At 62.6% G+C, this 22808-nt stretch carries 28 protein-coding genes and 1 pseudogene; 8 read left to right on the top strand and 21 right to left on the bottom strand.

Translation table 11 applies throughout. The features are described 5' to 3' along the window. Positions 1-81 precede the first annotated feature (81 nt). The 4 genes from DY251_RS18970 to DY251_RS18955 form a co-directional block, all read right to left on the bottom strand. The gene (locus tag DY251_RS18970; RefSeq protein ID WP_116625484.1) at positions 82-924 is read right to left on the bottom strand and encodes a universal stress protein; all 843 of its coding nucleotides are present in this window, start codon (positions 922-924) and stop codon (positions 82-84) included. 45 nt (positions 925-969) lie between these two features. Further along, positions 970-2091: a baeRF11 domain-containing protein gene (locus DY251_RS18965; RefSeq protein WP_116625483.1), complete on the bottom strand. Its 1122-nt coding sequence runs from the start codon at positions 2089-2091 to the stop codon at positions 970-972. A gap of 83 nt (positions 2092-2174) precedes the next feature. Next, the gene (locus tag DY251_RS18960) at positions 2175-2621 is read right to left on the bottom strand and encodes a universal stress protein (protein ID WP_116625482.1); all 447 of its coding nucleotides are present in this window, start codon (positions 2619-2621) and stop codon (positions 2175-2177) included. A gap of 90 nt (positions 2622-2711) precedes the next feature. Further along, positions 2712-3038, bottom strand: a complete 327-nt coding sequence (locus tag DY251_RS18955; protein ID WP_116625513.1) for a c-type cytochrome — start codon at positions 3036-3038, stop codon at positions 2712-2714. A 155-nt stretch (positions 3039-3193) separates the two neighbouring features. Here DY251_RS18955 and DY251_RS21825 point away from each other — a divergent pair, with 155 nt between their 5' ends. Then, positions 3194-3298, top strand: coding sequence for a TetR/AcrR family transcriptional regulator C-terminal ligand-binding domain-containing protein (locus tag DY251_RS21825; protein WP_245416039.1), 105 nt, complete (start codon positions 3194-3196; stop codon positions 3296-3298). 34 nt (positions 3299-3332) lie between these two features. Here the strand turns inward: DY251_RS21825 and arsH are convergent, their stop codons facing one another. The 5 genes from arsH to DY251_RS18930 form a co-directional block, all read right to left on the bottom strand. Continuing rightward, positions 3333-4064 (bottom strand): arsenical resistance protein ArsH, encoded by a 732-nt coding sequence (gene arsH, locus DY251_RS18950; protein ID WP_116625512.1) that lies wholly within the window; start codon positions 4062-4064, stop codon positions 3333-3335. 100 nt (positions 4065-4164) lie between these two features. Next, complete coding sequence (gene arsC, locus DY251_RS18945; protein ID WP_116625481.1) at positions 4165-4587, bottom strand: arsenate reductase (glutaredoxin); 423 nt, start codon at positions 4585-4587, stop codon at positions 4165-4167. Beyond that, positions 4584-5273, bottom strand: a complete 690-nt coding sequence (locus DY251_RS18940) for an aquaporin (protein WP_116625480.1) — start codon at positions 5271-5273, stop codon at positions 4584-4586. The genes arsC and DY251_RS18940 overlap by 4 nt, the downstream gene beginning before the upstream one ends. A 5-nt stretch (positions 5274-5278) precedes the next feature. Continuing rightward, positions 5279-5788: an arsenate reductase ArsC gene (locus DY251_RS18935; protein WP_116625479.1), complete on the bottom strand. Its 510-nt coding sequence runs from the start codon at positions 5786-5788 to the stop codon at positions 5279-5281. A 13-nt stretch (positions 5789-5801) separates the two neighbouring features. Beyond that, positions 5802-6134: an ArsR/SmtB family transcription factor gene (locus tag DY251_RS18930; RefSeq protein WP_116625511.1), complete on the bottom strand. Its 333-nt coding sequence runs from the start codon at positions 6132-6134 to the stop codon at positions 5802-5804. A 185-nt stretch (positions 6135-6319) separates the two neighbouring features. Between DY251_RS18930 and chrA the strand changes: the two genes are divergently transcribed. Then, on the top strand, positions 6320-7519 hold the full coding sequence (chrA, locus tag DY251_RS18925; RefSeq protein ID WP_116625478.1) for a chromate efflux transporter: 1200 nt from the start codon (positions 6320-6322) through the stop codon (positions 7517-7519). Positions 7520-7816: 297 nt separating this feature from the next. Here the strand turns inward: chrA and DY251_RS18920 are convergent, their stop codons facing one another. Continuing rightward, positions 7817-8713, bottom strand: coding sequence for a LysR family transcriptional regulator (locus tag DY251_RS18920; protein ID WP_116625477.1), 897 nt, complete (start codon positions 8711-8713; stop codon positions 7817-7819). A 96-nt stretch (positions 8714-8809) separates the two neighbouring features. Between DY251_RS18920 and DY251_RS18915 the strand changes: the two genes are divergently transcribed. The 4 genes and pseudogenes from DY251_RS18915 (at position 8810) to DY251_RS18905 (ending at position 11792) form a co-directional block, all read left to right on the top strand. Further along, positions 8810-9040, top strand: a complete 231-nt coding sequence (locus DY251_RS18915; RefSeq protein WP_116625476.1) for a heavy-metal-associated domain-containing protein — start codon at positions 8810-8812, stop codon at positions 9038-9040. 95 nt (positions 9041-9135) lie between these two features. Continuing rightward, positions 9136-10083, top strand: a pseudogene (locus DY251_RS21910) (heavy metal translocating P-type ATPase); the annotation flags it as partial. 85 nt (positions 10084-10168) lie between these two features. Then, positions 10169-11059 carry a heavy metal translocating P-type ATPase gene (locus tag DY251_RS21905; protein WP_281004484.1) on the top strand — a complete coding sequence of 297 codons (891 nt, stop codon included), beginning with the start codon at positions 10169-10171 and terminating at the stop codon, positions 11057-11059. Positions 11060-11147: 88 nt separating this feature from the next. Further along, complete coding sequence (locus tag DY251_RS18905) at positions 11148-11792, top strand: DUF924 family protein (RefSeq protein ID WP_199498879.1); 645 nt, start codon at positions 11148-11150, stop codon at positions 11790-11792. Positions 11793-11852: 60 nt separating this feature from the next. On the opposite strand, the gene DY251_RS18900 is transcribed toward DY251_RS18905, so the two are convergent. Further along, a complete protein-coding gene (locus DY251_RS18900; protein ID WP_116625474.1) occupies positions 11853-12746 on the bottom strand; it encodes a LysR family transcriptional regulator in 894 nt (297 codons plus the stop codon). Positions 12747-12846: 100 nt separating this feature from the next. Here DY251_RS18900 and DY251_RS18895 point away from each other — a divergent pair, with 100 nt between their 5' ends. Continuing rightward, positions 12847-13257 carry a cupin domain-containing protein gene (locus DY251_RS18895; RefSeq protein ID WP_116625473.1) on the top strand — a complete coding sequence of 137 codons (411 nt, stop codon included), beginning with the start codon at positions 12847-12849 and terminating at the stop codon, positions 13255-13257. A gap of 57 nt (positions 13258-13314) precedes the next feature. Here DY251_RS18895 and DY251_RS18890 read toward each other — a convergent pair whose 3' ends face one another. From DY251_RS18890 to DY251_RS18850, 10 genes are all read right to left on the bottom strand, one after another. After that, on the bottom strand, positions 13315-14250 hold the full coding sequence (locus DY251_RS18890; protein ID WP_116625472.1) for an IS110 family transposase: 936 nt from the start codon (positions 14248-14250) through the stop codon (positions 13315-13317). A gap of 306 nt (positions 14251-14556) precedes the next feature. Then, positions 14557-16548, bottom strand: a complete 1992-nt coding sequence (locus DY251_RS18885) for a heavy metal translocating P-type ATPase (RefSeq protein ID WP_116625471.1) — start codon at positions 16546-16548, stop codon at positions 14557-14559. Between the two features lie 93 nt (positions 16549-16641). After that, positions 16642-17834 (bottom strand): IS3 family transposase gene (locus DY251_RS18880; RefSeq protein ID WP_245416038.1). Its coding sequence is split into 2 segments (ribosomal slippage): positions 16642-17570 and positions 17570-17834, totalling 1194 coding nucleotides; the frame shifts between segments, so codons are not numbered across the junction. 257 nt (positions 17835-18091) lie between these two features. Beyond that, positions 18092-18487 carry a cupin domain-containing protein gene (locus DY251_RS18875; RefSeq protein ID WP_116625470.1) on the bottom strand — a complete coding sequence of 132 codons (396 nt, stop codon included), beginning with the start codon at positions 18485-18487 and terminating at the stop codon, positions 18092-18094. A 202-nt stretch (positions 18488-18689) separates the two neighbouring features. Continuing rightward, entirely contained in the window at positions 18690-19106 is a 417-nt protein-coding gene (locus DY251_RS18870) for a CBS domain-containing protein (RefSeq protein WP_116625469.1), read from the bottom strand. Next, positions 19103-19270 (bottom strand): hypothetical protein, encoded by a 168-nt coding sequence (locus DY251_RS21675; RefSeq protein ID WP_199498878.1) that lies wholly within the window; start codon positions 19268-19270, stop codon positions 19103-19105. Before DY251_RS21675 ends, DY251_RS18870 begins: the two co-directional genes overlap by 4 nt. 9 nt (positions 19271-19279) lie before the next feature. After that, positions 19280-20269: an FAD:protein FMN transferase gene (locus tag DY251_RS18865; RefSeq protein WP_116625510.1), complete on the bottom strand. Its 990-nt coding sequence runs from the start codon at positions 20267-20269 to the stop codon at positions 19280-19282. Positions 20270-20273: 4 nt separating this feature from the next. Then, a complete protein-coding gene (nqrF, locus tag DY251_RS18860; RefSeq protein ID WP_116625468.1) occupies positions 20274-21491 on the bottom strand; it encodes an NADH:ubiquinone reductase (Na(+)-transporting) subunit F in 1218 nt (405 codons plus the stop codon). Further along, positions 21488-21715 carry an Rnf-Nqr domain containing protein gene (locus DY251_RS18855; RefSeq protein WP_116625467.1) on the bottom strand — a complete coding sequence of 76 codons (228 nt, stop codon included), beginning with the start codon at positions 21713-21715 and terminating at the stop codon, positions 21488-21490. Before DY251_RS18855 ends, nqrF begins: the two co-directional genes overlap by 4 nt. Beyond that, complete coding sequence (locus tag DY251_RS18850) at positions 21625-22140, bottom strand: SgcJ/EcaC family oxidoreductase (RefSeq protein WP_116625509.1); 516 nt, start codon at positions 22138-22140, stop codon at positions 21625-21627. Before DY251_RS18850 ends, DY251_RS18855 begins: the two co-directional genes overlap by 91 nt. Positions 22141-22211: 71 nt before the next feature. Between DY251_RS18850 and DY251_RS18845 the strand changes: the two genes are divergently transcribed. Then, positions 22212-22652 (top strand): MarR family winged helix-turn-helix transcriptional regulator, encoded by a 441-nt coding sequence (locus tag DY251_RS18845; RefSeq protein WP_116625466.1) that lies wholly within the window; start codon positions 22212-22214, stop codon positions 22650-22652. Positions 22653-22808 lie beyond the last annotated feature (156 nt).

Here is a 22808-nt window from a genome sequence, read left to right as displayed (position 1 = left end):
CAGACACAATCGAACGGCGATGATGCATACGCCTGGAGCCGGCACCATTGATCAAGAAGCGGCGATGGCGCCAACTCTGACCTAATAGGCCATCATAACAGGAACCGGACACTCATCGAGCAGCGAGCGGGTCATGCCGCCCAAGACGGCCTGACGTAGCCGGGAATGCACGAATGCGCCCATGACCAGCAACTCGAACCCCTCTTTCATCAGGAATTCCCGCAACGGCTGACCTTCATCATCGCCGGGCGGATTTGCGATTACCGAGATGCTGGCCTTGATGCCGTAGAGAGCCAGATAGTCGACAAGTCCATCTGCCGATTTCAACCCGTCAGAACCTTTGGTATCCAGGACGGTGGCGATGGCGACCTGATCGGCATTGAGGAGGACATCAAGGCAGTCACGAACAGCGCGGGCAGCGCGGGCGCTGCCATCCCATGCAATGGCAACATTTCGAAGTTTTTCACGGCCATGGGGCGTCACCATGACCGGTCGCCCAGTATCAAAAATCGCATGTTCGATCGCCGGTCTGCCCCAACCGCCGGAGGACTTGGCTGCATTCAGGACCGTTAGGTCGTGAAAGCGCGCCAGATCGATGAGCCGCTGAAATCGGCCGTCAAAGGGTGAATGAGCATGCTCGATGCCGGCGTTCACACCTCGATCAGACAGGAGTCGATGAATAGTCTGGATGACCTTTTGCGACATGTCTTCGATCCGCTCCGTCTCTTGTGCGATCCAGATCGACGACGAGCCGAGTGTCAGCGGGAAAGGCTGCATCAAAGGAGGAGCAGCCACATAGACCGTAAGTTTCGACTGGTAGTTCGAGGCCAGTTCCGTCGCATAGACCAAGGCCGGGGCTTGCGCCGGATCCTCATCCGCCGTGATCCCCACAAGAAGGCTTCGAAAGCGGCTGCCTGCGTGCATGTCAGCTTCTCTCCCAGGATGTATTGCGCAATAGATCAGCGGTGATCAGATTGCATATCGCGTGATTGCAGCGATTGCTGCTCCTTCCGGCAGGTCTTCGGCCCGCACCGCCAAAACGCGAGCGCCTGACAACAGTGCCCGCACCGCCACCTCGTCGATAACGTCATAGGCCCTGGCATCGTCCTTTTCGGCAAAGGTCACGAGGCCCGATGCTTCATCGACAAAGCCAGGGACCACCGCGTCGATGTCCACCATCAAGGTATCGATAGCGCATGCCGTCGCTGCACGGGCGGCATGAGCTACGTCCAGGATCGTACGGCCCTGGCCGGAACGCTGGTCCATGAGTCTGCGAATCCTCTCCACTTCTTCGGCGTAAAGACCGTCCAGAACCGGACGAGCAGTTGTTTCAAGCTGCGCGGGCGTCATTTCGCCGGGGCTTGTGGCCAAGGTTTCCGTGGCAAGATACTCGTAACTATTGATTGAACGGTAGATCGAGGCCAACGGCTCTGTGGCTGCAAGGATAAGTGGCGTTTCACTCCCTTTCAATACCGGACGCAGCAGCTCGTCGATCCGCCTTGCATATTGGCGCAGACGCATTTTCTGACCGTCAGGGCCACCGGAGCGTGTAACATCCGTGCGGTCATTCAATGTCGACTTGCCGGCATAGGACGCCGCGTCTTTCGGCATGTCCGCAACGCGGATTTCCTCTGCCGGCTGGTCCGCATACAGCCTGATCAGCCTTACGCCGTTTTCGGCGAGCGCCAGAACCAACCCGCTGCCGGCAAAGGTCACACTGCGCAGGAGAGGTTTCAGATGGAAACGGTCCGAGACATGGACGCCCGTCGTCAAGCGATTTGCCAACCGATAAGAGCGCAAGGTTTCCGGCGTTACGAAAACACACAGGCTGTGCCCCTGATGGGCCCAAAATTCATCGTCCTCGCCAAACGCCTGCAACTGATCGCTAATGGCCGACGCGTTGCGTTTGTCGAATCCGACAGCTTCCAGCTGGTGCAGGGCATTCCTCGACAGATTGGCGAAAGCGATCCGGGCCGCATCGATATGCTGTGTCTGAGGCGTGGTTTCGAGATAGATCGACACGCATGCATCCGCCCGATGCCGGCCCAGATAGGCGATCTCACTATGGGTTGGAATATCGACATACAACATGGCTACCTCAGATCGGGATCCGTCAATGGGTCTGTTACACAAGAAGCAAGAAAGAATGAGCTGGGCTTGTCAGAGCCACCTATTCAGCGGACCACCAGAACGGGGATTGTCGTGCTCGCAAGAACCTTCGTAGTCTGGCTGCCGAGCAAGAGCCTGTTCAGGCCCCGCCGTCCGTGAGAAGCCATCACGATCAGGTCGCATTCTTTCAACTGGGCAGCGCGAACGATCGCTTCCGCCGGTGATTCATCGGTCTCACGTGCAAGTTCGATCTCGACACCCAATTCCTCCGCATGCGCCGATATCGTCTGATCGATCCGGTGCACATGTTCATCCATCTGCAAGTCGTACGATACAAGCGGGTCTCTGACGCCGCCGGCGATCGCGGCCTCCATGGCGAGCGCGCCAAGTGGCTCGGTCACTGTCAGCACCGTAACCTTTGCTCCTAATGGTTTTGCCAAAGCCAGCCCATGGCGCGCGCCCTTTTCGGCAAGTTCGGATCCATCGACGGCAATGAGAAGATGCGTGTACATCTCTAACCCTATCTATTTGTCTAAAGCTTGAACTGGGAATTTCGATAGATTAACCCAAGGTGGCGAAATGACGCGCATAGAACGTCGGACCTAATCGCCAACACTGTCGAGATACGCGAGTATGGCGTTGATCTGTTCGGGCGTTGCCGTGAACTCTGGCATGTCGGGGTGCCCTGTGGAAATCCCCTCGGCAAATGCCTCCTCCAGCGCGTCCAACGGATAACGGTGCGAAAGCGTCCGGAACGCGGGCGCATTGGCGTGACTGCTTTCGCTGCTTCGATCTACGGCGTGGCACCGCACGCAGTTCAGTTCCACAAGCGCTTTCCCTCGCGTGATATCATCATCCTGATCGGCCAGGGCTACGCCTATGCCCAGCAGGCCGACGAAGCCCGCTAATCCTATCACGATCCGACGCATCCGCGCCTTTTCTCCTGATTCGCTGCGTTCATGTTCATTCGCGGCCGGCAATTTCGGTTGTCAAAACAGCAGAGGGGAAAATAGAGCGCTTTGATCTCAATCACATTACGCGCAAGGAGATAGACGGTCCCCAGAACATCGAAATCCTGCTCGACATGATCTATGCGCCGGTTTTCTACCGCCTGCTGGCCGGCCATATGCCGCTCAACCGTGAATTCGCCGACGGGGTGATCGGGGAAGCGTTAAGGCTGCTGGATTAGCCACGCGGCCAACTCGATGATGAATGGTCCAACCTCACAACGACCGCTGGTTTACTCGTCTGGAAACCTCCTCCGAACTCTCGACCCGCTCGGAATAGCGGTCGGTCAGGTAGTCTGTCCGATCGCGCAACAGCAGGGTGAACTTCATCAACTCCTCCATTACGTCGACGATACGGTTGTAGTAGGCGGACGACTTCATCCTCCCATCGTCATCGAACTCGGCAAAGGCCTTGGCGACCGAGGACTGATTGGGAATGGTGAACATCCTCATCCAACGGCCAAGCACCCGCAACTGGTTGACGGCGTTGAAGCTCTGGGAGCCGCCGGAAACCTGCATGACGGCGAGCGTCCTCCCTTGCGTGGGGCGGACGCCGCCGAGCGACAGCGGTAGCCAGTCGATCTGGGCCTTCATGATGCCGGTCATGGAACCGTGACGTTCAGGCGAGCACCAGACCTGCCCCTCAGACCATAGCGACAACTCCCGAAGCTCCTTGACCTTCGGATGGTCGGCCGTGGTCGAATCGGGAAGCGGCAGTCCTGCCGGGTTGAAGATGCGCACCTCAGCGCCGAGCTTTCGCAGGATTCGCGCAGCTTCTTCCGTTGCGAGCCTCGAATAGGAGCGCTCCCGCAGGGAGCCGTAGAGCATCAGGATGCGCGCCGGATGCGTGGCGCGCGGCGCATCGAAAAGCGCAACCGGGTCGATAGGCCGGAACCGGTCCTCGTCGATGTTCGGGACGGTGTCGATCGGATGGGCAGCGTCGGGCATCACATACTCCAGGTGGTGCCGCACCTCCCGCAGCGACACAATTGCGAAATCAGGCCTCCTGCCGGGTCAGGAAGGTGCTTGTTCGGCTACGTCGGAAAAGTCAGCGCACGCGCCTGCCATCGGCATCGATTACCACCTCGCCGTCATGCTTGGTGAACGGACCGATATCCGGATTGGGCAGGATATCGAGAACGGCCTCCGATGGCCGGGAGAGCCTGGTGCCCTTTGGCGTGACGACGATCGGACGGTTGATCAGGATCGGGTGCGCCAGCATGAAATCGATCAACTCGTCATTCGTCCATTTCGGATCGCCGAGCCCGATTTTTTCGTAAGGCGTACCTTTCTCGCGCAGCAACTGGCGGGGCGTGATGCCCATGGCCGCGATCAGTTCCACCAGCTTTGCGCGCGACGGCGGCGTCTTCAGATACTCGATGACATCTGGCTCCTCGCCGGACTGGCGGATCATGGCAAGCGTGTTGCGCGACGTCCCGCAATCGGGATTATGGTAGATGGTGATCGTCATTCTGCGGCTTTCATCTGTCTGATCGATTTTGGTTCGGCGAGCAGCCAACCGGCGAGCGCCAGCGCCAGAACGGCGCCGAGGAATTCGGCAAGGATGAACCCCGGAACGTCGACCGGCCGTATCCCTGAAAACGTATCGGTGAAGGCGCGCGCGATGGCGACGGCGGGATTGGCGAAGGATGTCGAAGCGGTAAACCAGTAGGCGGCGGTGATGTAGAGGCCGACCAGCCAGGGGATCGCGTCGGAACGGAAACGCAGGCCGGCGAGGATGGTGAAGACGAGCCCGAACGCGGCGACTGCTTCGGCCAGCCATTGCCCCGATCCCGTCCTCACGGTCTGCGCGGCCTGCCAGATCGGCAGATAGAACATGACATGTGCGAGAAGCGTTCCCGCGATGCCGCCCGCTATCTGGGCCGCGGCATAGGCAAGCGCCACGCTTGCAGCCATGTCGCGCCGCAGTGCGAAGGCCAGCGTGACGACCGGGTTGAAATGCGCGCCGGACAGCGGGCCGAGAATGGCGATCAACACCACCAGGATAGCACCGGTGGGCAGCGTATTGCCGAGCAGCGCAAGTGCTGTGTCATCCGTCAGCCGCTGCGCCATGATGCCGGACCCGACCACAGTGGCGACAAGGATTCCCGTGCCGAGCGCCTCGGCCATCAGACGGCGTGGCAGGTCGAAAGCCATGCGTCTCAGCCCGCCTCGGGCAGTTTCCGGCCGATCTCGTCGAGCCGCTTCTGCAAGGCAAGCCTGTCAAGCGACTTCATCGGCAGGTTGACGAAGATCGAGAGGCGGTTGTTGAGCATCCGGTAGGTGTCCGCGAAGGCAAAGTGCTTTTCCGCGTCGGTTCCCTCAACGGCGGCAGGATCTGGAACGCCCCAATGCGCGGTCATCGGCTGGCCTGGCCAGACCGGGCAGGCCTCGTTGGCCGCGTCGTCGCAGACGGTGAAGACGAAGTCCATCTTCGGCGCGTCGGGCGTGGCAAACTCGTCCCAGCTCTTCGAACGGGCGGCGGAGACGTCGTGGTTCGCTGTCTTGAGGAGTTGCAACGTATAGGGGTGAACCTCGCCCTTCGGATACGAACCTGCGGAATACGCCTTGAACCTGCCCTGTCCTACCCGGTTCAGGATCGCCTCGGCGATGATCGAACGGGCCGAGTTCCCGGTGCAGAGGAACAGGACGTTGAAGGGTTGGTCGCTCATTGGAAATTCCTCCCTAGCAATTGCAGGTGACGGCTTCGATGACGGGGCGGCACAGGTCTGGAGATCCGTTGCAGCAGTCCTCCATCAGGAATGCGAGCAGGTCGCGGAACCCCGTCATGTCGGCGGCGTAGCGGACCACGCGACCCTCCCTCTCCGGACGCACCAGCCCGGCGTGATGGAGAATCTTCAGATGGGCCGACATGGTGTTCTGGACTGCGCCGAGACGGGATGCCACCTCACCCGCAGGGACACCTTCGGGGCCTGCGCGAACGAGCAGCCGGAAGATGTCGAGGCGGCTTTCCTGGCCGAGAGCAGCCAGTACCGCCAATGCATGTTTTTTATCCATATATCCATACATCCCGATTCATAAGACGCTATAAGCCGAACTCAGCCGAATTGCCAGAACCGAAACCAAAATGCGTGCGATAGATCTGACAACCAGCCCTGCCAAGGGCGACCTGATCCTGTTATGAAGCGGTTTCCGACTGCAGGTAAGTGACGCCATTGACGTCGACAATGAGAATCGCCCGAATGGATAACAGCCCGCAACACGCGCAAGGAAGCGTAGCCGAAGTCTTCCAAGTCTTCCTGAAGCTTGGCCTCACCTCTTTCGGCGGCCCGATCGCCCATCTCGGCTATTTTCGCGACGAGCTGGTGACACGGCGCAGATGGTTGAGCGATACGGCCTATGCCGATCTGGTGGCGCTTTGCCAGTTCCTGCCCGGCCCGGCTTCCAGTCAGGTGGGCTTCGCGCTCGGCCTGCTGCGGGCAGGTTGGGGCGGCGCGATTGCCGCCTTCGTAGCCTTTACCCTGCCGTCGGCCCTGATCCTGCTAGCTCTGGCCCTGATGGCGACGCGGATCGAAAGCCCGCTGGGGCTGGGTGTCCTGCATGGACTGAAGATCGTAGCCGTCGCCATCGTTGCACAGGCGGTCTGGGGCATGGCGCGCAGCCTGTGCCCCGACAGGGAACGCGCGACTATTGCCGTTGCCGCAATCATCCTGCTGGCTGTCGCGCCCGGAGCCATCGGAATGATGGGCGCAATCCTGTTGGGAGCTATCGCCGGCCTGGGCCTAGGCCGGGGGCAGGCAGCGACAGGCGCGCACCTGCCGGTGCCGGTCTCGCGCACGGCCGGGGTGGCGGCGCTTGTGGTGTTCACCGCATTGCTGGCGGGCTTGCCGCTGCTTGTTGGACTGGGGCAGGGTTTCGCGCTGGCCGACAGCTTCTACCGCGCAGGCTCGCTGGTCTTCGGCGGCGGGCATGTGGTGTTGCCGCTGTTGCAGGCTGAGACGGTCGCGCCAGGCTGGGTGACCGAGGATAGCTTCCTGGCGGGCTATGGCGCGGCGCAGGCGATGCCCGGGCCGCTCTTCACCTTCGCGGCTTGGCTGGGCGCGGTCATGGAGCTGGAGCCGAACGGAATCCTCGGAGCGGCCATAGCGCTTCTGGCGCTGTTTCTGCCAGGGTTCCTCATGTTGATCGGCGCCCTGCCCTTCTGGGATCGGTTCCGTCGCCAGGCCTGGGCACAATCGGCGATGCAGGGGGCCAATGCGGCGGTCGTCGGCATCCTCGGCGCCGCGCTTTACGATCCGGTCTTCACCAGCGCGATTGGCAGGATGCCGGATTTTGCGCTGGCTCTGGTCTGTCTCACCGCCCTGATGGCGTGGAAAGCCCCGCCATGGACCGTCGTCGTGCTAGCCGCCACAGGCGGGGTGGCGCTGAGCTTTCTCGCCTGAGTCGATCGCCTCAAAGCGGGCGGTCGCCTTGCGGAGGTGGACCATCCCGATCGTGATGATGCAGATCATCAGGCTGGAGATTCCGCCAACCCGCCATACTTAGTCCCATCGAGCAGGCATTGCCCTGGCCAGGCATCAGGTAATGAAATTGCCCGGTCGCATGAACCGACGACGCATTCCTGATTTTCCTTAGATAGTCGTGGCGCCAGATGATCGGGGCCCCATCACCGTCATCGTCATCGTGACCCTGCCAACCGTGGATGACAGCCCGATGACGCTCCGCCAAGATCGGCTCTGCTAAGCTTTGGCGCCCTTGCCGACACTTTCCATCGTTTCCGAAAGCGCCGCCGCCAGGAAATCGAGCACAGCGCGAATGCGGGCTGTGTGGCGCAAATCTTCATGGGTCAGCAGCCACAGATCGAGGCTGAACGTGTCGGGCACCTCGGCGACGCGGATCAAGTCCTGCTTCTGATCGGCGATGACGCATGGCAACACCGCGAGGCCAAGCCCCGCCTTGGCCAGCCGTACGGTGCAGGCGACCGAATTGGAACGGATGACCGGCCGCACCCCCGGCAGGAACGTCTCGAAACGGCGGGCCAGTGGCGCGTGGGCATTGTCCAGCCCGATCCAATCCTGCTGCGTCAGATCCATGTCGGGGCGGGCCGCACAATAGGCCAGCGCGCCATAGATGGCGAAATCCAACCGCCCGACTTGCCTCCCCACCAGCGTTTCGGGCGGCGTATTGCCGATCCGCAAGGCGATGTCGGTTTCACGCCGCGACAGGTTCAGCGCCTCGTTGCCGACCACCATTTCAATCTCGATGCCCGGATAGGCGGCGTGGAACCGCGCCAGATGATCCGGCAGCAGCCAGAATGCCAGCATGTCGATGGCGGTGATGCGCACCGTGCCGCTCAGCCGCAAATCCTGGCCGGTGACGGTGCGGTCTAGCATGGCGACATCGGCTTCGATCCGTTCGACGATGCCCAGCGTTTCCTCACCCGCCGGTGTCAGAGCATAGCCGTTCGGTAGCCGCTCGAACAGCCGCACCCCCAGCGCCGCCTCGAAGCCGGCAATCCGGCGAAACACCGTGGAATGGTTGACGCTCAGACTGCGCGCCGCGCCCGACAGGCTCCCGGTTCGCGCCACCGCAAGAAACACCCGCAAATCATCCCAATTCGCAACCTGTGCATTCATGCAAGTCGACCTTTCGGGTTTTGCCAATCCCTGTGCGCCGATCGTGCACCTATCTCTATCTCAGAAGCAACCACGATCAACCGAAAGGAGCAAACCATGACCGCAACACCCATCCAGACCCTGCTGCGCAGCGATGAGCTGTCCTGCCCCAGTTGCGTGCCTAAGATCGAAAAGTCGCTGCTGGCGCTGCCGGGCGTGACCAGGGCCGAGGTGAAATTCTCCAGCGGCCGCATCGAGGTCGAGCACGATCCGGCGCTCACCGACGTGGCCGCGCTGATCAATTCGGTCGCCAAGGTGGGCTACGTCGCCAGGCCATCGGCATTCTGATCCCGATCGCCCTGCCTGCTTCCCACGCATGGCAGTCCCTCATCCTGAACCCCGTCGCGCCGGCGGCGGGGTCTTGCTCGTGAAAGAGACGACATATGTTTTCCCGGTTGCTCGCCGTCTACCGAAATCCTGCCGACCGGCGCAAATGGCTGACCATCGTCAGCGGCCTGTTCATTGCGGCCGCGTTGATCGCATTTTATGGTTTTGAGCTGGCCGCCCCCTGGGCGCCGCTGATGACGATTGCCGCCCTGCTGGCCGGATATGACATCGCGCTGCGCGCTTGGGCATCGCTGCGATTGCGCCATCTCAGCATCGAGATGCTGGTCATCGTCGCCGCCATCGGCGCGCTGTTCATCGACAATCACTGGGAATCCGCCGCCGTCACCTTCCTGTTCATGCTGGGGGCGTGGCTGGAATCGCGCACCATGAGCCGCACCCGTGGGGCGCTGAAGGCGCTGCTCGACGCCGCCCCAGTCACCGCAACCGTGCTGCGCGATGGCCAGTCGGTCGAGGTCGCCGCCCATGAGGTGGTGCTGGGCGAAACGGTTCTGGTGAAGGCCGGCCAGCGCCTGCCGGTCGATGGCGAGGTGATCGAGGGCACCGCCGCGGTCAATGAGGCGGCCATCACCGGCGAGCCGATCCCGGCGGAAAAGGCGCCCGGCTCGCGCGTCTTTGCCGGAACATTGGCCGAAAACGGCTTGTTGCATCTGCGCGCCACCGGCGTCGGCGCCGATACCACGCTGGCCCGTATCATCAGCCGCGTCGAGGAGGCGCAGGAGGCCAAGGCCCCGGCCCAGCGGATGATCGAAAGTTTTGGGCGCTGGTATACGCCGGGCGTGTTCGTGATGGCGGTCGTCAGCTACATCGTCACGCGCGACATCGAACTGGCGCTGACGCTGCTCGTGGTCAGCTGCCCCGGTGCGCTGGTCATCTCGACGCCCGTCTCCGTGGTGGCCGGGATCGGGCGGGCGGCGCGCGCCGGCATCCTGATCAAGGGTGGCGAGCATCTGGAAAATGCCGGGCGCATCACCGCGCTGGCGCTTGACAAGACCGGCACGCTGACCGAAGGCCAGCCGCGTCTGGCCGAGATCGTGGCGCTGGCGGGTCAGAGCAGGCAGGACGTGCTGCTTGTGGGCGGCGATTGCCGAAACCGGCTCCAACCACCCGCTTGGCCGCCCGATCATCGAGGCCGCACGCGCGGAAGGCCATTTGCCCACCGCCGAGGCACTGGAGGAAATCGCCGGGATGGGCCTGATTGCCCGCCACAACGGCGCGCAGATCGCCGTCGGCAGCCACCGGCTGTTCGACCATCTCGGCATCGCCTTCGATGCTGAGGTCAAGGCTGGCATTGCCCGCCTGCATGGGCTTGGCCGCACGGTGGTGATCGTGGCCCATGATGGCCGGGTCGCCGGCCTGCTGGGACTGGCCGACATGCCGCGTCCCAGCGCCAGGCCGATGATCGACCGGCTGCATGCGCTGGGTGTCAACCGGGTGGTGATGCTGACCGGCGACCAGCGCCCGGCAGCCGAAGCGATCGCCGCCGCCGTCGGCGTGGATGAGGTCCACGCCGCCATGATGCCCGACCACAAGCTCGAGCAGATCAGGGTCATGCGGGCCGAGGGTTTGCGTGTGGCGATGGTTGGTGACGGCATCAACGACGCCCCGGCGCTGGCGGCTGCCGATATCAGCATCGCCATGGGCGCCAGCGGCAGCGACATCGCCATCGAGACGGCGGACATCGCGCTGATGACCGACGATCTGGGCAAGATCGCCGAGGCAATGGAGATCTCGCGCGCCACGCTGGCCAATATGCGCCAGAACCTGGTCATCGCGGTGCTGACTGTGCTGGGCCTGTTGGTTGGCGTTTATACCGGCTCGATCCACATGGCCGGCGGCATGCTGGTCCACCAGCTGTCGGTGCTGATCGTCATCCTAAACGGCATGCGCCTGCTGCGCGTTCCCGGTGCCGAAAGGCAAAGGACAGCCATCGAGCAGGCCGCTGAACGCGTTGCCGCTTAGAAGCGGTCGGGGCAAAAACCCCTGTCTCATCGGCGCTGGTTTCATGTTACGAAATTAATTGCCCGGAATTTTGGAAGCGGAGTTTGATGTGAAGCCGAACAAGAACCCCCAGGAATGGGACGAGGTTCTCGACTTCTGGTTCCCTGAGCGGCGCGCGCTGAATGTCGATGCGCAGACGCACCGTGCACATTGGTTCTGGAGGATGCAAGGTGGTGCCGATGAGTTGATCGTGGCCCGCTTTGCCGATCTTGCCGGAAAGGCCGCCGGCGCGCTCGATCACTGGGCGCTGGACCCGCATGGACGGCTGGCGCTGATCGTCATCCTCGACCAGTTCTCACGCTCCGTCTGGCGAGACAGCGCGCGCGCCTATGCACAAGATCCCCGCGCGCTGACGCTGGTGACAGAGGGCCTTGCGAACGGGCATTATTCGTCTTTGGAAACGCCGTGGTTCCAGGTGGTGTTTGGCTTGCCGCTCGGTCATTGCGAAGGCCCGGACCATTTGCAGCGCCTGGATCTCCTGATCGGCTTGCGCAGGAAAATAGCGGCGGAAGCTCCGATCTCGCTGCGGCCCATCTATGCAGCGCTGGTCGAACAGGCCAGCGACGTTCGTAAAATTATTGCCGCGTTCGGCCGGCATCCGCATCGTAACATGGTGCTCGGCCGCACATCGACCGCCGAAGAAGAGGCATATATCGCCAAGGGCGAGTTTCCGCATCGGAAAGCGTTTCGCTGAACGGCCGATGCATATGTCGCCGGGGATGCCCCCTGACGACGCGGCTACTTCGGAAGGCCGTTATCCGATCAATGCCGTCCTCAGCGCGGGGATATCGCCCAGCACATGATCGACAAAGGCGGCGATGCGCGGTGTCTTGCGCAGGTCGGAGTGGGTCAGGAGATACCAGCCCCGGGTGAGTTCCTCCACCGGCGGCAGGACCTGCACCAGCGTTTCCTCCGCGTCGCCGAGCGTGGTGGGCAGCGGCGCAACGCCTATGCCCGCCTTCACCGCCGATAGCGTGCCCAGCATGCTGTTGCTGCGGTTGACCACCCGCGCATTGGGCACCGCCACTGGCAGCCATTTCGCCGCCCGGTGGTTCTGCATGATCCCATCGAAGCCGATCATGGCATGATCGACCAGATCGGCAATGCTGGCGGGTCGCCCGTGCTGCTGGATGTAGCTCTTGCTGGCATAGATCGCCCAGACGGAATCGCATATCTTGCGGCCGATCAGACTGTCATCGTTCGGCTCGCCCGAGCGGAACGCGACATCTGCCTCGCCCTTGGCAATGTCGAGATAACGGTCGCTGGTGACGAACTCGACTGAAAGCCCGGGATAGCGTTCGTAGAAGCGGTCGAGCAGACCCGTGGCAGCAATGCGCGAGACGGTCGGCTCCGGGCAGGTCAGACGGATCACGCCCCTGAGATCATGCTTCAGCGCCTGAACCTGGCGCTCCAGAACGCCGATAGCGGCTTCCACGGCGAAAACATTGTCGATCAGGGCCTCGCCCAGTTCGGACAGCCGATAGCCGGTGGTCTGGCGCTTCACCAGCGTCAGGCCGATCCGGCTTTCCAGTTCGGTCAATCTGCGATGGACCGTGGACTGGTTGACGCCAAGCGCTTTCGCGGCGGCAAGGGTGCTGCCATGACGCGAGACGGCGATAAGATGGCGCAGGTCGTTCCAGTCGAACATCGGGCCATTATGCACTTTTGCGCGCCGGTTTTGCAGATTCTCTGCTGCCGGACACTGTCCGGCCCAGCTAAATTCTTCCGATCAATCCGGGAGAACGGCCATGCACACCAAAAGCGATGTCAAAACCATGATCGCGGGCCTGACCGTCGGGCTGACACGCAGCGCTCAGGAAAGCGGAATGGCGAAGCTGACCCCGCTTCACCGCGAGGTGGTTCAGGGTATGCCGACGCTGCCGGAACAGGAGGTTCGGGTGCTTGCCTCAACCCTGCTTCCCGGTGAAGTCACGCCCCGTCATTCGCACCGCTTTCCGGTCACCGTCTATATGCTGGAAGGCACCTTCACGCTGGAACTGGACGGGCGCGAACCCGTGGCGGTCACAGCGGGAGACGTTCTTGTCGAGCCTGCCGGCATCAAGATGACGGGGTTCAACAGGGGCGACGTGCCGGCGCGGATGGCGATTTTCTACGTCTGCGCGCCCGACACACCCTTCGCCGATCCGGTAAGCGAATAGAGCATTTCCGATGCGGGGGGTCCGGCATTCCCGGGACAGCTAGAGTATCCGTGTTGGTCAAGTAAGTGATGCGGTCCATTTCCGACGGTCCCTGAGCAGAGCGTTAGCGAGGACGATGAGTTTTCGCATGATTGCGGTGATTGCGAGTTTTGAGGCTTTTCCTGCTGCTTTGAGCTGGTTGTATTTTGCCTTGAGGTCGGGGTTGAAACGCATGGCAACGAGAGCCGGCATGTACAGCGCCTGCCGGACATTGGCCCGGCCGCCGCGGATGAAGGCGCGGCCGGTCCAGTTCCCGGATTGCCGGGCGACGGGAGCAAGGCCCGCGAGGGAGGCGGCCTGGCCGCTCTGGAGCGTGCCGAGTTCGGGCATGTCGATGAGGAGGGCGAAGGCGGTGATAGCCGAGACGCCTGGGATTGTCACGAGGATGGCGAAGCGGCGGGCGAGGTCCGGATAGGTCTTTATGAGCGCCATGATCTCCTTCTCGATCGCGGCAATCTGACGTTCGATTCGCCTGAGTTGTTCGCCATTGTGGCGCTTGAGGATGGCCAGGGTCAGGTTCTTTGCCCGGTTCCTCGCTGCCGTGCGGTTCTTCACCAGCGCCTCGCGGGCCATGTGCATGTCCTTGAGATCGTTGAGAACCGGGCTGCGCGCCGGCCGTGCCTCGAGGTCGAGGAGGGCGGCCATACGCGCCAGCATGGCCGCGTCCAGCCTATCGGTCTTGGCGAGCGTGCCGGTGGCTTCGGCAAATCGCCTTGCCTGACGCGGGTTGACCTTGACCAGCGCCAATCCCGCCTCTGCCAGCCTCTGCTCGAAGGCCCGATGATAGGGACCAGTCGGCTCATAGACGATGCGCGCGTCGGGCTGTCCCAGCCAGCCGATGAAAGCTCTGTGGCCGACACTGTCATTGGCGAAGCGGCGGCTCGCGCTGTCGCTCATGCGGTGGGCGTCGAGATGATCTTTCGAGATGTCGACGCCGATGGTATCGTTGGTCATCTTTCGCTTGTCCTGTGCTTGTCGTTCGGAGCCGAACTCCGGGTATCCGTTCAGGCCTCAAGAGAAAGACGAGGGCGATCCTACTCTAGCTCGACCCGTCAAACGGTCCGCATGTCAACGATCCGACCCTCGCCGCTGAGGGAGGGCGGCAACCCTCTCACAGCGGTTCCCTTTCTCGCCAGTTCGGCAACGAAAGTCATAAGACAAGCATGTCTCCCGAAAGTGGGAACCGGTTTCGGGACAAAGACATGCGCAAAAACAAAGGGCTAAGGCGCATGGAGCGAATCTGGAAGATCGCGACGCGCTTTAGCCCGTCCGCGCGCGCAGCGGGTCAATGGCAACCCGATCCTGAGCGGGCGAATGTTCATGACGTGCGGCCTGTTCCGGAGTCATGCGTTCCGGAGCAGACCCCCGTCCTTTGCGGATCGGATCGTTGAGCAGCCTCAGCCCGTTGAGAACGACGAGGACCGTGCCGCCCTCATGACCCAGCACCGCCAACGGCAACGGCAGTTCGAAGAAGGCCGCTCCGGTGACAAGGATCAGCATCGCCCCGATGGCGAATACAAGATTCTGGCGAATGATCGACGCGGTGCGCCGGGCAAGGCGGTGCGCGGCCGCGAGCCGTTCCATATCTTCCGACAGCAACGCGACGTCGGCGGCCTGAAGGGCGACGTCCGAACCAGCCGCCCCCATAGCGATGCCGACATCGGCGCGCGCCAGCGCAGCCGCATCGTTCACCCCATCGCCGACAAAGGCGATTCTTCTGTCCCGCGCCATCTCGCCGACGAGGCGTACCTTGTCTTCCGGCAGCATGTCGGCATGGATTTCGTCCGGCTTCAGCCCCAACGCCTCGCCGATGCGCAACGCAACAGGCTGACGGTCGCCCGTCATCATGGCGATGGTCTTGACGCCGCTCTCACGCAAGGCGGCAAAGGCGTTGGCAGAAGTGTCGCGCAATGTGTCGGCTACGCTGACGGCGCCAAGAACGCGCGCTTCACGCCCGAGATAGACGACGGTCTCGGCGCTGTCCTGCAACGCCTGAAAATCGTCATGATCGAGCGAGGCTCCCATCATCTGTGCCATGCGCCGGTTGCCGACCCAGACCGGTCCACCGGCATCCCGCCCGACGATGCCGGCGCTCGGGATTGCCTTCACATCATGAACATCGTGAAGTTCCAGCTCGCGCCGCGCGGCTTCGCGCCGGAGCGCATCGGCGATATGATGCTCGGAATGCGCTTCAACGCTCGCAAGCGCCGTCAGGAAATCCGTCTCGTTTCCGTCGACGGCAACGATCCCGGTCACTTCAGCACGGCCCGTAGTCAAGGTTCCGGTCTTGTCGAAGGCGAATATGTCGACGGCGGCCAGCGTCTCCAGCGCGGCCCCGCCCTTGAACAGCACACCGCCACGCGCGGCGGCCGACAGGGCCGACAGGATAGCGGCAGGCACCGAAATCACGATGGCGCACGGGCTTGCGGCGACCAGCAATGTCGCGGCGCGGTAGAGCGCGGTCTCCCAATCCTGCCCGAGCCAGTAGAAAACGCCAAGGGCGACAACGGCTCCCACCAGCACCGCAATCGTATAGCGCTGGCCGAACCAGGCGCTGAAGCGTTCCGATGGAGCCTTGGCCGCCTGGGCTTCCGTCACCAGCGCGATCATTCGCGCCACGGTGCTGTGTTCGAGCGATTTCGTGACCTGCACCTCGAGCACGCCGTCGAGGTTGACGGTCGCCTCAAAGACCTTGCCGCCGGGCTCCTTGCTGACGGGCATGGATTCGCCCGTAATGGTCGACTCGTCCAGCGCGCCGCGCCCGGCCATGATGGTTCCGTCGGCGGGAACCCGCGCGCCGGGGCGGAGAACCACGATATCGTCAACGCTCAATGACGACGCCGGCACCTCCTCCACCGCGCCGTCCGCGGATTTTCGGAATGCCGTTTCCGGACGCAGCGCCATCAACGCTTCGATCGCACGTCGCGCCCGCCCCATGGCGCGTTCCTCCAGTGTCGTCGACAGGCTGAACAGCGCCAGCAGGACCGCGCCCTCGATCGCCGCTCCGACGGCGGCGGCGGCTATTGCCGCGACGATCATCAACAGGTCGATGTCGAGAGTACGCTCGTTCCACAAGGCCTTTAGCGCCCGCCAGCCGGTCGGAACCCCACCCGCCAGATAGGCGAGAGCCGTCCCGAAGCCGATACAGCTCGCATTGCCGTCCAGAAACCAGTTGCCGACAAGGGCGATCGCAAGGCCCAGAACGGTCGCGGCGGTCAGGACGATCGATGAATCGATGGAAAGTCGCTGCACTTCGGTATCACTCCGCCTCACAAAATGTCGACCAAACCCGCCGGGAACAACTATCCTATCCGGCAAAGCCGGATCAGAGATTGGCCTGCCCCACTAGGGAGGTCCACCGGCTAGATTAGAGTTCCGGCGGTTGTGGTCGCCGAGATTGGCTGGCCTGGGTGGAGGGTAGAGCAGGGTGGCGGCAGGAGGCAAGATGGCTGGCGGGGCTGGCGGAACATAGCCGATCGAGCTGTGCGGCCTGATGGTGTTGTAATGCTGGCGCCAGTTCTCGATCAGGATTTGCGCCTCCTTGAGGGTGTAGAAGATCTCGCCATTGAGCAGCTCATCACGCAGCTTGCCATTGAAGCTCTCGCAATAGCCATTTTCCCACGGTGAACCCGGTTCGATGTAGAGTGTCTTCACGCCGATCCTGCCGAGCCAGTCCCGGACGGCAGTCGCGGTAAATTCGGCGCCATTGTCCGAGCGGATATGCGCCGGTGGACGATGCTTTGCGAACAATTCGGTCAGCACGGCCAGGATATCGTCGCTTTTGATCTGTCGCTGGACATGTATCGCCAGACACTCGCGGCTGTACTCGTCGATCACCGTCAACATCCGGAAGGCCTTGCCGTCGTGGGTGCGATCGGCGACGAAGTCGTAGCTCCAGACATGGCCGCGATAGTACGGCCGCAACCGCACACACGATCCGTCGTTCAGCCACAAACGGCCTTTTTTCGGTTGTTTAGTGGGAACCTTCAGCCCCTCGCGACGCCAGATGCGCTCAACCCGTTTGGCATTCACCGTCCAGCCCTCCTGCCGTAGCAGGGCTGTGATGCGGCGATAGCCATAACGACCATAACTCGAAGCCAGGCGAACAATATCTGCCGTCAGGCGCTTCTCATCGGATCGTGGCTGTAAACATCGGCGCTGGGTCGAACGGTGCTGGCCAATCACCTGGCATGCACGGCGCTCGGATACACCGAGAGCCGCACAGGCATGGGCAACGCCAGCACGGCGTCGCGAAGGGCTCAGTACTTTCCCTCAATCACCTCTTTCAGGATCAGGGCATCCAGCGTCAGATTGGACACCGCCTTCCGCAGCCGGGCGTTCTCCTTCTCCAGCGCCTTCAGCCGTGCTGCCTGCGTGACCTTCAGACCGCCATATTCACGACGCCAGCGATAATAGCTCTGCTCCGATATTCCCAAGCCTCGGCAGATTGCACCGGTCTTCTCACCCTGTGAAAGCCGAACCTCCGCTTCCCGCAATAGCCCGATGATCTGCTCGGCTGTATAATTCCTCCGTGCCATTCCGTGCTCCTTTCGAACCCAAAATAGCCGAAACTCTAACTCTCAGACCGGACCAACTTTCTGGGGGAAGACCAATGTCGCGGTCGGGTTTGTCGGTGGCACGCTGATGGCACATGCGACACCATTCGTCGACAATGGCAGCTCCGCGAGTAGCTGCATTATCGGCCAACGCCGGGACGTGTTCCATCAGCATGAGTGAGAAGACGGTGACAAGTTGAGCGAGGCAACGCGCTTGCCTCGCCAACTTGATAGAATTTCTACTCCGTGGTCTTGCCGTCAAAGTGCTCGTCCGATGCATCAGCATCGGCCTTTGTGGCATGGACAGTGCCATCCAGATGCTCCGGTGGGGCATACAGCGTATAAAGACGCAGCGCCTTGTCGCCTGTGTTCCTGACGTTGTGGCGAGCACCGGCGGGGACGATCATCGCTATGTCGGACTTGATCCTGGTCGTTACACCGTCGATGACGATTTCACCCTTCCCCTTCTCGACACGGAAGAACTGGTCCCGATCCTCATGAACTTCCTCGCCGATTTCCTCGCCCGGCTGGAGCGCCATCAGTACAAGCTGTAACTTCGCGCCGGTGTAGAGCACCCGCCGAAAGTCGGTGTTCTCCTCGGTCAACGCTTCGATGTCGTCTACAAAGCCCTTCATTCTTCGATCCTTCCTGTTGGAACTCCCGCAGCCAAGCAGCGCATTGGAACCGCTACCATGATCTGGGTCAAGCGCAGCGCGTCGATGGGAGAAACCTGGCCGTTCCGGTTCAAAAGATAGCGAGGCGAGCCTATGAACGTCCGCATTCTTGAAAGTTTGTGAAAGCTGCCGATGCGACTCCATTACCGAGACGGCATACCGCTCATGAAGGCCGCGGGCCGAATTCCGAGGCAGAGAGGATCGCTTCGAGCAGGTCCGAGCGGTGCAGCAAGCCCGCGACCTCGCTGTCGCGCATCACCGGATAGACGCGGTGCGACCGGGCGAGGAACTCCTCCGCCGCCGACACGAAGTCGAGGTCGACCGGCAGCGTGCGGACGTCGCGGCTCATATGGTCGGCGACGCTGCCGTCCCATTGCTGATAGTAGCTGGCGTTGAGCATCGGCCGAAAACAGTCCTTCTCGGTCAGGATGCCGACAAGCGCGCCGGAGGCGTCGATCACCGGCGCGGCGGGCGTATGGCGGCGTGCCAGCATGGCGACCGCCTCGCGTATCGGCGTTTGCGGCGAAAAGCTGGGAAAGTCCGTGCGCATGACGCGCTCGATCATCGTGTCTGGGTTCATGCCTGCCCTTCCCGGTCGCGGTTGGGACAATCGTGGCAGCGCGTCCCGCCGATGCAGGCGAGGCCGTCGCAACCCATGCGCGGCGCGCCGCGCCCCATCATGAGACCGACCGCGAGGCCGCCTGCCGAAAGGCTGACAATCGCGATTGCAAGAATGATTTCCATCTCAGCGCCTCAGGCCAGGTGTCGTTCGAACGTGCCGGTCGCGACGCGGCGCAGGCGCTCGCCGTCGCGGAACAGGAAGAGAGCTGGAATGCCAAGTCCGGTTGCCAGTTCCGGCCCGCCCTCGCCTGCCGCCATAAGCGCCGTCGCCCAGCCGTCCGCTTCCCGCGCGGTCGGCATCAGGACCGCAACCGAGGCGAGAGCGCTCGCCACCGGCTCGCCGGTCGCGGGGTCGATGATGTGGCTGTAGCGCCGGCCGCCGACCGCATAGCTGTTGGCCCTGTCGCCGGAGGTGGCCACCGCCATGTCGGCGAGCCGCAGCACGTCCGCCATGTCGTCCGTGTCAGGCCGCGGATCCTCGATGCCGACATGCCAGTCCCGTCCCGACGGATGCCGGCCCCGCGCGGCGAGCTCGCCGCCGAGGTCGATGAGGAAGTCGCCATGCCCGGCCTCTTCGAGCAGCGCGACCATGCGGTCGAGCGCATGACCCTTGGCAATGCCGCACAGGTCGAGCGTCAGGCCGCCCTTCCGCCTGGAAAGGCTGTCGCCTTCCGCACGGATCTGACGCCAGCCATCGGGCGGGGTTTCCCCCTTGCGGATCGGGCCGAAGCCCCAGCGAGCGACGAGCGGCCCCACAGTGGGATCGAAGCGCCCGCCGCTCGCTTCGGCGATTCGCAGCGCCGCGCGAGTCACCTCGACGATCTCAGCGCCAGCCGCGAACCTGCCTTCTCCTCCGGCATTGAACCGGGCGATGGTGCTGTCTGCCCGCCAGGGTGAGAATGAAAGGTCAACATCCTCCAGCAAGGCGGCCAGCCGCGCCCTCAGGCGGGAAGTATCCGCGCCCGCCGGAAGCGTGACGCGCCAGCCGGTGCCAAAGGCGTCGCCGGGGAGTCCGACCACAGGCGCGGCTCCCAGCGCAACCGCCGGTCGGGCGACCAGCAGCGCGGCGGCGCCGAGGGTAAGAACGTCGCGTCGATGGATAGTGCGGGATCTGGCGCGCATGGCATCAGCCTCCGAAATCGTCATTGTAGATGGAATGCGGCTCCACGCCCAGCCGGTCGAGCATGGCGAGCACGGCCGAGATCATCACCGGCGGGCCGCACAGGTAATATTCGCACTCGTCGGGTGCAGGATGGTTGGCAAGTGCCTTACGTACCGTGTCGTGCACGAACCCCGTCGCGCCGGTCCAGCGGTCGGACGGCGCGGGATCGGACAGCGCCGGTGTCCATGTGAAGTTCGGATTCGCATGGGCGATTGCCTCGAATTCTTCGACATAGAACAGGTCGCCGACCGTGCGCGCGCCGTAGAAATAGGACATACGCCGTTTGGTGCCGAGCCCGATCTGCTCGTGGATCATGGAGCGCAGCGGCGCCATTCCGACGCCGCCGCCAATGAACACCATCTCGCGCTCCGTCGGCTGGACGTGGAACTCGCCGAACGGGCCGCCGGCCTCAACTGTGTCTCCCGGCTTCAGCGAGAACAAATAGGAAGAAACGGTGCCGGGCGGGATGTCGTGCTCGCGGCCGGCGGGTGGCACGGCAAGCCGGATATTGAAGACAATACGGCCCACATCGTCGGACCGGTTGGCGATCGAATAGGCGCGCGTCACCGGTCCCGTGGAAACCGATCTCAGCGCCGGCCAGCCGGCGATGCGCCACGCCTGTTCATGAACTGGATCGACCTCGATCGACGCGAAATCGAGCTCGTAGGCGGGCGCGGTCAACTGCGCGAAACCGCCGGCACGGAATGCGAAGTCGCGACCGTCGGGAAGCTCGAGCACCAGCTCACGGATCAGCGGCGCCATCATGCGGTTGGAGATGATCCGGCATGGAAAGGATTCGGCCGCCAGAACATCGTCCGGGACAATCACCTCGACCGGCCCGCGCAGCCGCGTCTGGCAGGAGAGCCGCACATTGTCGCGTCGCTCGGCGGGCGAAAGCAGGCCGCGCTCCGTCGCCTGCAACTCGCCGCTATCGCCTGTCACCGTCACGCGGCAGAGACCGCATGTACCTTTGCCGCCGCAGGCCGCCGGTATAGCGATGCCTGCGTTGTGCAAGATCGACAGGAGCTCATCGCCCCGTCCGGCCTCGATAATTTTGCCTCCATTGACGGTCACGCGCACCGCGCCTTGCGGCAGTAGCCTGCCGCGCGCCGCGATCAGCGCCGCCGCCATGCCAACAACCAGCGCTATAACGAGGATTGAACCCAGCACAATCTCGGTCATGGCGCCGCCATCTGCGCGAAGGTCGCAAAACCGAGCGACATCATGCCGGCGAGGATGAAGGCCATGCCCAGCCCGCGCAGGCTGGCCGGCAGGTCGGCATAGGCGAGCCGTGTGCGCAGCGCGGCGATCATGATCACCGCCAGCGCGAAGCCCGCTCCGCTACCGACACCGTAGACTGCCGCCTCTGCAAAATCGTAGCGCCGCTCGGCCGATGCAACTCGCACTGAGCTTCAGCCATACCATCCTCTGGCAGGTCCATATTGTGCATCACCACGACTGTCCAGGCGTCCTGTTCGCGCGCAACCACCACGCTGATTAGCCCGTGCCGCTTTGGCCATTCGTTCCCCACTGGGTCGCGAGCGCGCAACATGCTCCAGTGCATGTCGAGCGCAATCACGTCGGGCCGGATGGGGCGTACTTGCGTGTCCATAACTTCCAGATGGCTGTCCTTGAACATCGTCTCGAATATGGGCCTGTGAAACTGCTCGATCGATGCGCGGCCCCTTGCTTTCATCCCGAACACGTTGGTGAAATCGGCGTCATCTGCAAAGATGGCGGCAAAGGCCTCGGCGTCATGGGTATTCCAGGCGGCGACGAACGCATCGACGATCTGTTGCGTGGCTTGTCCAGCATCTGAGTCCGGTGACATCTTAAGTCTCCTTGTCTCCGACTATATGGTATGGATGCCGTACTATATAGCGAATGGACCGAATTGGAAACATGGCAACGCCTTACACGCAATCGCTTCTGCTTTATGCCTATCAGGCTTCCGCGCATGCGCTCACCCAGACCCTTCACCTGCGCGGCCACCCGGCTATCCGGTCGAAGCATGGCGCTGTCTTTGCCAATATTGAGGAAGAAGGAACGCGTCCCAGCGTGCTCGCCGAGCGGGCAAGCATGGGCAAGGCGGCGATGGGCGAACTGATCGATGAACTGGAACGCCTCGGTTATGTCGAGCGCGCACCGGACCCGACCGACAGGCGTGCCAAGCTCATCATCGCTGCTCCGAAGGCGCGCCAGGTCATACAGATCGTTCACGAATTCAACGAGGGGATCGAAAGTCGATATCGTGAGCTTTTGGGGGAGCCGGCCTATCAGGTACTGCGCGCCGCTCTGCAGAGTATCGCCTCAAAAGATGCAATGCAGCCGAGAATGCGTTGATGGTCAAGCGAAGGTACTGGGCTGTCAGTCCACGTTCTCTCGTGCAGGCTTGATCCCGGCAAGTAGGGGTCAGAACAAGAGCAGTGCGAAATCGATGGGATGGAAGGCTCCCGCTCCGCCGGTGCTAAGTAGGCATCGGTTAGGATGGACAAACAG

Origin of the sequence: Mesorhizobium denitrificans, from assembly GCF_003403035.1 — a bacterium.
GTDB lineage: Bacteria > Pseudomonadota > Alphaproteobacteria > Rhizobiales > Rhizobiaceae > Mesorhizobium_G > Mesorhizobium_G denitrificans.
The sequence above is the reverse complement of the archived record's forward strand: the minus strand, read 5'-3'. Positions and strand labels throughout refer to the sequence as shown.